This window comes from Paraflavitalea devenefica, assembly GCF_011759375.1.
Classification (GTDB): domain Bacteria; phylum Bacteroidota; class Bacteroidia; order Chitinophagales; family Chitinophagaceae; genus Paraflavitalea; species Paraflavitalea devenefica.
Genome location: NZ_JAARML010000003.1, coordinates 636,448 through 648,714, shown reverse-complemented (window position 1 = coordinate 648,714; position 12,267 = coordinate 636,448). Strand labels below are relative to the sequence as shown.

Here is a 12,267-nt window from a genome sequence, read left to right as displayed (position 1 = left end):
TATGGAAAGAAAAACAAAGATCCATGCCGAAGCCGGCAAACAGGAATTAACGATAACCAGGGAGTTTGATCTGCCATTGGAGCTGCTTTTTAAAGCCTATGAAGAGGCGGAAATTGTTGAACAATGGATGGGGACGAAAGTGCTGAAGCTTGAAAATAAGAAGCACGGCGGCTGGCAATTTCAAACAACAGATGCCCAGGGAAACGTGGTATTTCAGGCCAATGGCGTCATCCATGAGTTTGTGCCAAACCAGAAGATCACCCGGACATTTGAAATGGACAATGCCCCTTTTGACGTTCAGCTTGAGTTCCTGGAATTTGAAAAACTTACCGACGACACCAGCAAACTCAATATGCAAATAGTATACAGAACAATCGAACTGAGGGATCAAATGCTGAAGTTGCCTTTTGAATATGGCTTAAATATGGCACATAACCAATTAGAACAGGTCTTAAGCAAATTAAAATAACACGTCATGACAAAGAGAAATAAAATCATCTATTGGATTGCCACCATCTGGCTTGCCCTGGGCATGCTGTCAACTGGCATGGTACAGCTTTTAAAAGTGAAATCTGAAACGGATTTTATTATAAATTTGGGATATCCTGCCTATTTCCTAACTATACTGGGTATCTCTAAAATAGTGGGCGTTGTAATAGTGCTGATCCCTAAATTCCCTTTACTGAAGGAATGGGCATATGCCGGCTTTTTCTTTACCATGTCGGGAGCTATCTTTTCGCACATTGCATCAGGCAGTGCCATCAGTGAAATACTGCCCCCGGTGCTGTTGTTGGTCCTGACTGCGGTATCGTGGTATTTCAGGCCGGTGAGTAGAAAAATCGTTTTGGTTAATCAATAAAATGAACAGCAATGAATCCCAAAGTTGATTTTTACTTCAGTAAAGACAATAAATGGCAAAAAGAGTTGGAAAAGCTGAGAACCATCACGCTCGCCTGCGGACTGAACGAAGAATTGAAGTGGGGTTGCCCCTGTTACACATTTGAGGATAGGAACATCGTCTTAATACATGTGTTTAAAGAATACTGTGCGCTGCTGTTTTTTAAAGGAGCCCTGTTAAATGATCCCAACGGTATCCTGGTCCAGCAAACGAAGAACGTTCAGTCGGCACGCCAGATCCGGTTCACCAGTGTGCGGGAAATAGTTGAAAAAGTATCTGTCCTGAAGGCCTATATTTATGAAGCCATTGAGGTGGAAAGAGCCGGTTTGAAAGTGAAACTTAAAACGACTGCAGAATACAGGATCCCTGCAGAATTTCAAAAGAAATTAGATAAGAACCGCGCCCTGAAAACTGCCTTTGAGGCATTGACGCCAGGGCGTCAAAGAGCCTACATTTTTTATTTTTCAGCAGCCAAACAATCCAAAACCCGGGAATCAAGGGTGGAAAAATATTTGCCTAAAATTCTCAATGGAAAGGGATTAGAAGATTAGTAAATTCTACCTCCATAGAAATAAATAGTAAAGCATGAGCAACACTAAAAGCAATAAAAAGGAGTTGTCACGGGAACAACGTGAAGAACTACTCAAAGTATTGAAAGCCCGTTTTGATAAAAACAAGGTGCGCCATAAAGGCCTTGAATGGGATAAAGTACAGGCAAAGCTGGAAGCTAATCCTAAAAAACTGTGGTCGCTCGATGAAATGGAAATAACCGGCGGTGAACCGGATGTTATTGGTTATGATAAAAAGACGGGCGAATACATTTTCTGTGATTGTTCCGCGGAAAGTCCTAAAGGCCGCAGAAGTATTTGTTACGACGGTGAGGCATTGGAGTCAAGGAAAGAACATAAACCGAAAAATAGCGCTATAGATATGGCAGCCGAGATGGGCATTGAGCTTTTAACGGAAGAACAATACCGGGAGCTGCAGCAACTTGGAGCGTTCGATACGAAAACATCAAGCTGGGTACAAACTCCTGCTGCTATCAGAGAACTCGGCGGCGCCCTCTTTTGTGATCGCCGCTACGACCATGTCTTCGTATACCACAATGGTGCAGACTCTTACTATGGCGCCAGGGCATTCCGTGGCTCGCTCAGGGTCTGAACTTTGTACAAACAATGAAGAGAGAGATCATCTGCTGTCATCACAGCTGGTTTATTCTTGTTTGGACCTCCACAGCTCAAACCTTAAAAAGAGCTGCATGGAACTATTCTTTTCTTCTTTAGTACCAATACCTGGCAATGTAAATCGTATATAAGGCTGCAGTCCGAATGCGTACCGCGCTCCGATGGAAAATCGCTTCCACTTGTATTGAGATTCAATGACTGCCTGAAAATAGGAGCTGGCAAAGGTGCCCGAGGTATCCTCTTTAATGCTTACCAGCCCTTTAAAAACAACCGTATTGGTCTGATTCGTGTTGTCGTGCTTAATGATTTCCTGGTCTGACAAGGCTGCATAGAATTTATTCCAGATCACTCCCCCGCCAACTGACCAATTGGGCGATACATAGTAATTGAATGTGAGGGGAAGCTGGTGATAGAAGGTTTTCTTTAACCGGGCGGTTGAATTGGTTACATAACGGGGATTGGAACCCGTATCGATGATGCTGGCCTGGTGGTAGGTAAATTCTTTCGAATACTGTGGTGCGCCATACTTGAATTCGGCCTGTAAAAACCATTTGTCTTTTTTATTCAGTCTTACAAATACAGATGGTATATAATCCGCCAGGGAGCCCTTCCGGCCCGTCGAACTGTAAGGCGTGGCTTTTTGACCGCCCATGGGTAATTGCTGTTGCAGGGACAGGCCGGTTGAAAAGAACAGTTTGTTCTTATTGCTGCTATCCGTTGCCGGCGGCTCTTTCTTTGCGGCAGCAGGAGGACGGGATTTTTTGACGGAATCCTTCTTTAGTGGAACGTCTACAGGAGTGTCGGCTCTATTGACTGTATCGAATGCTTTTGTGACAATTGGTGTATCCTGTTTGATAACATCCATACTGGCCGTATCTGTGTCCTCTCCTCTCCAGGTGTTATTCTTTTGGGTTCTCTTTTTAGGGAGGTTGCCTTTTTTGCTCTTGCTCACACTGCGGATTTCCGGGTTAGCCTGTTTATCTATTTTTCTCCTGTCCCTGGCTTTCGTTGCTCTTTCCATTGAATCTATAACAGGATGGTCTTCATTCGTGTGGGTCTCCGGTTTGTTGTTGTGATCCAAATTGTTTTTTCCACCTGATTGATCAGACGGTTTGTTATCGTGCTTACTTCTAGCGGACTTTTTCTGATCCATTTTTGTGGTAACCTGTTGCCCGGTATCACCGCCATTATGCAGGAACTGCTTTTCGGGCCTTAGTATCCACCATCCCAGACCGAGTATTACCAACAACACGCCCAGCAACCCGCAGCCGGGACGCCACCAGAAGACAATGGCCTTGTCGTCATCGTCTTCTTTCAGCCTCCTGGCCATGTCATCCCATGCCGCATTTTCATCCGGCAAGGGGATGTCGGTCCATTGCTGCTGCAATTGTTGTTCGTATGGTAATCTTTCGCTCATGTACCTTGTTCCTCTTTGGTAATCAGGTTTTGCAATGTCTTTCTGGCCTCACTCAGGTGCCATTTACTGGTACCATCGCTGATACCCAGCATCTGGGCGATCTCCTTATGACTGAATCCCTCCATTACATACAGGTTGAAAACTGCCTGGGTTGCCGGAGGCAACTGTCGCACCAACCGTAATATATCCGCGGAAGACATTTTTGCAAATACATCAGGCGGCAAGTGTACACCTGCCGCCTGATCCAATTCTTTCCATGCTGACTTTGAATTTCTTGCCTTAATAAAATTGAGGCAGCTATTGATCACTATTGTCCGAATCCAGGTATAGAGTGTTGCCTTCCGGGCGTCATATGCATGAATATTTTCATATACTTTATAAAATCCAGTGTTTAAAACTTCTATTGCGTCCGCCTCATTTTGGGTATACCTGACACAAATGGTCATCATAGCCCTGTAAAAGTTACGGTACAGCAACTCCTGAGCCCTGCGGTCTTTGTTTTTACAACCGCTGATGATCTGGTTTATGTTCTCCTGTTCGTTAAGCAAGTACTGATCCTTCTTTCACCTCTTTTTATAATTTCTGGAAAACACTTCTTTTCCGGTTGTTGCCATACTGGATATCTATATAGTACAGTCCACGCTGCAGTTTGTCTACCGGTATACTGATCCTGCTTTGCCCTGTTCCGTAAGCTTTTTCGTTGGTATACACCGGATGGCCAAACGAATTGATTACGGTTATTTTTACTTTTGCCGACTGTACAAGGTCCAAACGAAGCTGTACCTGGCCGCCCTGAACAGGATTGGGAAAGGAAGTGACAAAGCCTGCTGCCGGACTATAGTTTACACTCACCGTATCGCAGTAAGATTTGCTGCACCCATTTAGGGTGAGCAAATGTAAGCATACCCGATAACAACCCGGACTGGTAAACGTGTGTACGGGATTGGCAGTATTGTACGTCACGGAATCTGTACTGGTAGAGTCACATCGTTGGATCATCCAGTGGTATGATATGACTACTGTGTCGCTGCTGACAGCCGTAAACGCATATTGGTTGGGCTGTGAAGGATTAACGGTATAAGTAAAAGACGCTGACCAGTTACAGTTGCCTGTTGTGTCAACGACTGTTGTGTCAACATAAATACTATCGCATTTTGATGACCTACAGCCGGCCGCCGTTTTAATAATGAGGCAAACGAGGTTGAAGCCCGGGTCCAGCAACTGGTTGAATGCCGGTGCGGAGGATACCGAATCGCCGTTCACCGTCCACTTGTAGGACAGGATGCTTCCTCCCGTGGAAGTGGAATAGAAGTAATATTTGTTCGGGTAAACAGAGTCCTTCATAGCTATAAAGGAAGCCTTGCAGGTATCTGGCTTTGGTATGATAATGACAGAGCGACGCGCGGTATCGAAGCAACCGGCGGCTGAATCTATAATGGTCAGGATAACGCTATAGGTGCCGGGGGCACTGTACAGGTGTGTGGGCGACTGCAGGTATGAAACAGAGCCATCGCCAAAGTTCCAGTAATACGACAGGCCGGGGATCAATGGGGTTGGCGAAAAGCTCACCTGTGCTGCATTCGCAGGACCGTAGGTATAGGTAAAGAAGGCCGACCAATTACAGTTGCCTGTTGTGTCAACATAAATACTATCGCATGTAGATGATGTACAGCCGGCCGTCGTTTTAATGGCCAGGCAAACGAGGTTGAAGCCCGGGTTCAGTAACCGGTTGAATGTTGGTGCGGAGGATACCGAATCGCCGTTCACGGTCCACTTGTAGGACTGGATGCTTCCTCCCCCCACGGTGGAAGTAGAATAGAAATAATAGCGATTGGGGATAATAGAGTCTTTTTTCGCAGAGAAGGAAGCGGCGCAGCTTGCCGTAAAGCTAATGGTGATGGTTTGCTGGGCCGAATCACGGCAATTGTTCAATGAGTCAACCACATAATGTTTGACCACATAGGTGCCCGGCAAATTATAAGTATGTGTTGCATGGGCGCCCCATCCATAGGTGCCGTCCCCGAATTTCCAGCTATGCGCTAAATAGAGGCTGGAATCGGCAGCGTATAATTGTATGGTAGCCCCATTAATGCTTGTATAAAAAGCAGGGTTGCATTGGGCCTGTATTTCTTCCTGCAGGAAGAGACCGAGTAGTAGGATAAGTATAAGTTTTCGCATAGTATCACAATTTGTTGCATATACCACCGGGCGCCCCCTGGGGTTGGGTAGGTTGGGAAATAATTTGGGGCATAAAGACGCATTTCGCCTGTAAAATGACGTAATCACCTCCTGTATTTATGAATATATCGTCCTATGTTTGCTACGCTTTAATTTTTAAACCTTTATGCACACATCCAGGAAATCCGCTATTGGCTTTATATTCGTTACATTACTGATTGACGTAATGGGATGGGGATTGATCATTCCTGTAATGGCCGACCTGATTGCCCAGTTAAAACATATACCGGTTAATGAAGCCAGTACTTATGGAGCCCTTTTATTGTCGGTTTTTGCTATTACCCAATTTCTATTTGCACCGGTCATCGGTAACCTGAGCGACCGGTACGGCCGCCGGCCGGTTTTACTGTTTTCCCTGTTGGGTTTTGGCATTGATTATATTATCCTGGCATTGGCGCCCACTTATGGATGGCTGTTTGTAGGCCGTGTGATTGCCGGTATTACAGGCGCCAGTTTTACTACTGCCACCGCCTATATTGCAGATATCAGTACGGATGAAACATCAAGGGCCAAGAATTTTGGCCTGATCGGTGCTGCTTTTGGTTTGGGCTTTGTGCTGGGACCGGCACTGGGCGCCTTACTGGCCACCTGGGGCATACGCGCACCCTTCTATGCTGCCGCCGCCCTTTGCCTGCTGAACTGTTTATACGGGTATTTCTTATTACCCGAATCATTAAGCAAAGAGAACCGCCGGCCCTTTGAATGGAAACGCGCCAACCCCTTTGGTTCCCTGCAATTTTTAACCAAACACCCTGAGATCGGTGGCCTGGCCTTTGGCTTTTTCCTGATCTATCTGGGGGGCCAGTCTGTTCAAGGCAACTGGAACTTCTTTACTATTTACCGGTTTAACTGGACTGAAAAGATGGTAGGGATTTCACTGGCAGTCGTAGGCGTACTGGTGGGAGCTGTGCAGGCCGGGCTAACAAGGGTGGTTGTACCTAAGCTCGGAAATGAAAAGAGTATTTATGTGGGTCTGTCGTTATACACCCTGGGCCTGATCCTGTTTGCGTTTGCCACACAGGGATGGATGATGTTTGCTTTCCTGGTGCCCTACTGCCTTGGCGGTATTTGCGGTCCCTCCCTGCAATCCGTTATATCTGTTCACGTACCGGCCAACCAGCAGGGCGAGCTGCAAGGCGCCCTTACCAGTTTGATGAGTCTTACCACCATCATTGGCCCCCTGATCATGAACAGCACATTTACTTATTTTACTACGAATAAGGCGCCCTTTCATTTCCCGGGCATACACTTTTTGATCGGGGCTGTATGTATGCTGCTCAGCATTGTTATTATCTGGAAGGTATTGAACCGGGAAAAGAAAGTACATCCTGAATTATCGGAGGCATTTGCCCATGGGGGCAGCCAGGCAGACACACCTGTTCATTAGGATAGTGATAAACTCGTTTTTCAAAAAAGAAGGCCGTCACGTATGGACGGCCTCTTTACATTCAAAGGGTCAGCATTGTGCTACATCAGAGGCGATTTATGCTAAGGCTTTTCCGCTTATAATATCTACAATACCTTCATTGGTAATGATCATCATGCCATGCCGGTCGGCAGATATGCCTTCCTGTAGTTGATAGGTATACCGCGGAACCTGTTTATCCATGATAGTGGGGAAATACACAAATTGCATATTGGAACAACGTTCCCGCAACACTTCTCCCGCTTCCACAATGTGTGTAGATACAATGAAGGTGCAATTCCGGTTCTCTCCAAACGCCTCTGTAACGGCCACGGTAGCATCATAAGCATCTTTCACATTGGTTCCTTTGAACAGCTCATCAAAGATGATGACCAGGTTTTGGGAACTACTTACTGCTTCCGCCACCTGCTTTACCCGCAGCACCTCTGCATAGAAATGGCTATAGCCCATGTTGAGGTTATCCGGCACATTGATGGAAGTAAACAGGCCGTCCTGTACCGAAAAGGTCATACGCTCTGCCGCAACAGGAAACCCCATGTGCGCGAGGTATAACGCTATCCCAAAAGATTTCATGAAGGTAGACTTCCCGGCCATGTTAGCGCCCGTGAGGAAGATCAGGTTACGATCATAATCTGTATGGACACTATTGGCAACGGCCCCTGCCAGTTGGGGATGGGCCACATTGATCATTTCAATCCGGTTGGCGCCTTCCACAAAAGGGTTGGCCCAGGCATAGGTAAATTTGCGCTCTCTGGCAATCCGGGCAACGGTAATGCATACATCTGTTTCATAAAGTAACTGCATTACCCGGTCGAGTTCCTGCTGGTGCTTATACCGCAAGAGATGATCATATTGGATTACTTTCAGGAACGGCAATTCGGTGGCACCCCGCCCGGCCAGCACTTTTTGCAGGCCGGCACTATGCAACACCTGCTTTACTTCCCGGATGGCAGCCAGGTAAGGATGCTTGTTTTCCCCTGTATCCAGTTGGGTAAAAAAATCATGTAGGGCATGCAGGAACTCAATCATTGACAGCATGCCTGCATGGATCATATCGTATTCCTTGTCGGCGCCGATCATACGCAATAGTTTTTTCCGGCCTAGTATGAGCGCGGATCCTGCCACACTACTGCCGCCAACAGCGCTCCTGTACTGCTCCACGGCTTCACACAACTCCTTCCCTATTGGGAACGCTATATTGCCGGCCTGGAAGTACTGGAATATACTGCTGCGGGTATTAATCGCTTCCGCATCGGAAAGTGGTTGCCGGAACATGGATTCCAGCAATTGTTCTCCTCCCCGGGTGTGCGTATGGTTAAACAAGCTGAAGATGGAGGTCCCATTGTACCTGCCTGCCATATTCAGGTCATCCAGCGTCTGTTTATCTACCGTAAAACTCATGTCAAACTGATTTTAGTTTAGGCCGGCGGCTTTTGATGATACCGATGATGTTCTCATTGTTGATGATCATCATACCATGGCGATCGTTGGTAATCCCGGTAGTGAGCTTGTACGTATACTCCGGCATGCTGCCTTTCATCACCGTGGGGAAGTACACAAAGTTGATGTTGTTACACTGCTGCCCCAACACCTCGCCGGCCTCAATGATATGGGTAGAGATGATAAAGGTGCAATTGCGTTTTCCCGCAAAAGCGGCTGTCACCGCCACGGTGGCATCGTACGCATCTTTTACATTGGTGCCCCGGAACAGCTCGTCGAAAATGATCACTATATTCTCTGTACGGTTCACCTGTTCTGCCACTTTTTTCAGGCGTAATACTTCCGCATAAAAATGGCTATAGCCCATGTTGAGGTTATCGGCCAGGTTGATGGTGGAAAACAGCCCCCGTTGTACGGAGAATTCCATGTGCTTTGCAGGCACGGGGAATCCCATGTGCGCCAGGAACAGGGTAATGCCCAGCGTTTTCATGAAGGTAGACTTACCGGCCATATTAGCCCCCGTGAGGAAGATAATGTTGCTATTGCGGTCCACCTGTACATTATTCGCTACCGGATTGGTGAGCTGAGGATGGTACATACCTTCTATCCGCAAAGTGTTATTGCTTGCTTCCAAAGCCCTGGCAAATGTAAAGTCCCGGGCTCCTGCCACCCCGGCAACCGCCATATACACATCCATGTTGTAGATGTAATACAATAGCTTTTTTATTTTATCCCTGGCTGCAAACCGCAAAGCCTGGTCATATTTTGCTGCTTTGGCGTAGGCTAGTTTTTTACACCCCTTCTCTCCCCACATCCAGGCTAATTGCTCATCCTGCAGTAAGGCATGCATTTCATTCACTGCTGCCTGGAAAGCGGCAGGTACCTGGGCTGACTGGATCTCCCGCAAGAGATCATGCAGCGAGTTGTATATTTCAATGGTAGCGATGATGCCTTTGTGCAATAGTTCATAGTCAGTGTCCGTACCCATGTAATTGCGCAGCTTACGCTGCAGGCTATCTTCCCCGGCGGTAATCATGGTACGCTCATCTGTATTCGCCAGGTAATATTCAATAGCATCGAACGCATCATTCCGGAAAGGAAAAGCAATGTTTTTTTCCTGGAAATACTGTATGATATCGTTCCGCTTGTTGATCTTCTCTATATCCGACAGCGGGTACAGGAACATTTCTTCCAGCACCTGCGCCCCGCCCCTGGTTTGCGTTGTGTTAAACAGGTTATAGATGGCGCCGCCCCGGGATTTACCGAAAATATTGAGGTCATCCAGCGTCTGTTTATCTGTAATAAAACTCATGATAGCTCATTTAGTATTTATCTTCCCCTTCTGCGGATCCAAAGCACCAGGGCGCTTAGTAACAATATGCCGGGAAATACCCATACCAGTGTTGTTTTCAGGTTAAACATTCCCTGTTTATCCAGCGAGGTTTTGTCGTCTTTGAATTCAGGCCTGCGCACATCAATAGGCACTTCATTGTCCGACATCCAGTAGAAGGCGCCCATGATCAGCGAATAGTTGGCTGCCCCTACATTCTGACGGCTGATGCTGATCTCTCCATTGCTGATGCAATCTGCATCACCGAGGATGATGATCTTTTGCACTTTATTGCCTGCTTTCCGGGACAGGGCCAAGCCAGTGGCGTAGGATTTCTGCACCTCGCCTATTGCCGGGTTCAGCTTTACTGTGTCATCAATGAAGTTGGTGGTTTCTATTTCATTCCAACTGGAAGAGTCGGATACGAAAAGCGGCGTCACGGCAAACCCTTTATCCGTTGTATACTCCAGTCCCACTGTAGAAGGCATGGTAACCACGCGGTGGCGCTTCCGCATGTCATCATATTGATAGATCAGTTTGCCAGCTTCTTTGGTTGGTTTTGAAATAATGAAATCCGGGAGGAAACCATCTTTGGAACTTACCAGCGTGCCCGGCGCGAAGTGTACGCCCAGTGGGGCGATCAACGCATCCATCGCCTGCTGACGCCTTGCTTCTCCTGCTATGAGCAAGTTACCTCCGCGGGCGATGTATTTATCGAGGTTGATTTTTTCGGCATCTATTAAGGCATTTCTCATGTCGGCAATGACCATGACATTCACGTCTGCCGGTACCTCTTTATCCAATGCTACATCGGCCACATCAAAACCCTGGTTAATGAGTGAATAGCGGAAAGGTTTATCCTGTGCAAAACGGTTATAATTCCGGTCGCCCTGCCTGTGGTTATCACGTTCTCCATGTCCGCGCAGAAATCCAACTTTAGGCAGTGCTTCCATGGTCAATCGTTTCAGCGCTGCCGTGATCTCTGTTTCACCCGGCAATATGGCCTGATCATCAAAGATCCGAAGGAAGGTCTGCTTCCCGTTCTCCCGTACAATGGAGCGCACAAACGTATTGCCTTCTGACGAGAGGTCAATTTCTTTCCTGATGGCTTCGGGCGATATCACGAGCTTGCTGCTCATTTCCTGGTACTCCGCTATTTTCTCCATACGCTGCTTACCGGTCATATTGGGGTAACGCTTTGCCAATCCCGGGTTATCCACCGAATCATAGTAATACACGAACTTTATTTTAGTATCTGGCTTGAACCTTACGTATTGCCTGAAGCGGGTAAGATCCGCATTGACGTATCTCGGGAGCGCAATCCACAGGTTCTTGTCATCCAGCATATTGGTATAAGAGGTGATGGTAAGACCGCCTTTCAGCTTTTTGATCACTTCCTGACTGCCGGGTGTAAGGGTATTCATTTTCGTGGAAGTGGCATCATAAAAAGTCATGAAGGTTGGGCGGGAGGTAATGTACCCTAACAATAAAGCTATTGTTACTACTCCCATGTACTTTGCCCAGGAAGCAGTCCAACGGGTCTTTTGCCGTGCAGCCTGCAACCGGATGATCGCCAGCATGAGAAATAATACCATTACAATAAGGAAATACAGGAAGTCTTCACTCACAAATAAACCAGCCAGGAATGAGCTGGCGCGGCCCGCAATAGATAGCCAATAGGTAAGATCACGCACAAAGGCAATATCCTGCCAGAGTGTACTCATGTAGTTTAATATCGCCAACACGGTCAAAGTACCCATGGCTGCTACCACCTGGTAAGCAGTAAGGCTGGACATAAACAAACCGATAGCTGCATAAGCGCAAATGAGCATATAAACACCCAATAAACCCATTAGTATCGCTTTCCACTCAAAAGCCTCCACGAAATACCCGGCCGTAAACACGTAGACCAGCAGGATCATAACGAGGAGCAGGCCATATACCAGCATGGACAGGAACTTGCCCAGGATGATCTGCGTATTGGTTACGGGAGAAGAATATAGTAGTTTGATTGACCCACTGGCAAACTCCCGGCTCATGAGCCCCATGGTTAATAAAGGAATGTACAGGTACAGGTAACTCAGCACGTTTACGTATAAGCCGTATTGCGGATTCGCAAATACATCGAGGCTAAGACCGGAAGCTTTATATCCCTGTAAAAAATATTTTACCCAGCTTTCCATGGCAGTCGTAAATCCCATGCTGGTTTGCACCGTAAAGATGATAATGATGAGCCAGGCTACCGGTGAGAAGAATAAGGTTTGCAGTTCTGCACGTGCTATGTTAAATACGGATTTCATTATAGTGTTAGACTTTTTCTTTTCCTGTTTTAAA

At 46.9% G+C, this 12,267-nt stretch carries 11 protein-coding genes; 5 read left to right on the top strand and 6 right to left on the bottom strand.

Going from position 1 to position 12,267, the window contains the following annotated elements:
* Position 1: 1 nt before the first annotated feature.
* Genes HB364_RS20970 through HB364_RS20955 form a run of 4 tightly spaced genes read left to right on the top strand, consistent with a single transcriptional unit; the run spans position 2 to position 2,059 of the window.
* Complete coding sequence (locus HB364_RS20970; RefSeq protein ID WP_167290277.1) at positions 2 to 469, top strand: SRPBCC family protein; 468 nt, start codon at positions 2 to 4, stop codon at positions 467 to 469.
* Positions 470 to 475: 6 nt separating this feature from the next.
* A complete protein-coding gene (locus HB364_RS20965; protein ID WP_167290276.1) occupies positions 476 to 859 on the top strand; it encodes a DoxX family protein in 384 nt (127 codons plus the stop codon).
* Between the two features lie 11 nt (positions 860 to 870).
* Positions 871 to 1,449 (top strand): YdeI/OmpD-associated family protein, encoded by a 579-nt coding sequence (locus tag HB364_RS20960; protein WP_167290275.1) that lies wholly within the window; start codon positions 871 to 873, stop codon positions 1,447 to 1,449.
* 34 nt (positions 1,450 to 1,483) lie between these two features.
* Positions 1,484 to 2,059: a DUF4256 domain-containing protein gene (locus tag HB364_RS20955; protein ID WP_167290274.1), complete on the top strand. Its 576-nt coding sequence runs from the start codon at positions 1,484 to 1,486 to the stop codon at positions 2,057 to 2,059.
* A gap of 51 nt (positions 2,060 to 2,110) precedes the next feature.
* On the opposite strand, the gene HB364_RS20950 is transcribed toward HB364_RS20955, so the two are convergent.
* From HB364_RS20950 to HB364_RS20940, 3 genes are read right to left on the bottom strand one after another with little or no spacing between them, the layout of a single operon-like run.
* Complete coding sequence (locus HB364_RS20950) at positions 2,111 to 3,499, bottom strand: PorT family protein (protein WP_167290273.1); 1,389 nt, start codon at positions 3,497 to 3,499, stop codon at positions 2,111 to 2,113.
* The gene (locus tag HB364_RS20945; protein ID WP_246228559.1) at positions 3,496 to 4,047 is read right to left on the bottom strand and encodes an RNA polymerase sigma factor; all 552 of its coding nucleotides are present in this window, start codon (positions 4,045 to 4,047) and stop codon (positions 3,496 to 3,498) included. Before HB364_RS20945 ends, HB364_RS20950 begins: the two co-directional genes overlap by 4 nt.
* Before the next feature lie 25 nt (positions 4,048 to 4,072).
* Positions 4,073 to 5,677 (bottom strand): PKD domain-containing protein, encoded by a 1,605-nt coding sequence (locus tag HB364_RS20940; RefSeq protein ID WP_167290272.1) that lies wholly within the window; start codon positions 5,675 to 5,677, stop codon positions 4,073 to 4,075.
* Between the two features lie 166 nt (positions 5,678 to 5,843).
* Here HB364_RS20940 and HB364_RS20935 point away from each other — a divergent pair, with 166 nt between their 5' ends.
* Positions 5,844 to 7,124 (top strand): TCR/Tet family MFS transporter, encoded by a 1,281-nt coding sequence (locus tag HB364_RS20935; protein WP_167290271.1) that lies wholly within the window; start codon positions 5,844 to 5,846, stop codon positions 7,122 to 7,124.
* Between the two features lie 96 nt (positions 7,125 to 7,220).
* On the opposite strand, the gene HB364_RS20930 is transcribed toward HB364_RS20935, so the two are convergent.
* Genes HB364_RS20930 through HB364_RS20920 form a run of 3 tightly spaced genes read right to left on the bottom strand, consistent with a single transcriptional unit; the run spans position 7,221 to position 12,233 of the window.
* Positions 7,221 to 8,564 (bottom strand): MutS-related protein, encoded by a 1,344-nt coding sequence (locus HB364_RS20930; protein ID WP_167290270.1) that lies wholly within the window; start codon positions 8,562 to 8,564, stop codon positions 7,221 to 7,223.
* Position 8,565: 1 nt separating this feature from the next.
* A complete protein-coding gene (locus tag HB364_RS20925) occupies positions 8,566 to 9,915 on the bottom strand; it encodes a MutS-related protein (RefSeq protein ID WP_167290269.1) in 1,350 nt (449 codons plus the stop codon).
* A gap of 17 nt (positions 9,916 to 9,932) precedes the next feature.
* On the bottom strand, positions 9,933 to 12,233 hold the full coding sequence (locus HB364_RS20920; RefSeq protein ID WP_167290268.1) for a Gldg family protein: 2,301 nt from the start codon (positions 12,231 to 12,233) through the stop codon (positions 9,933 to 9,935).
* Between the last annotated feature and the right edge of the window lie 34 nt (positions 12,234 to 12,267).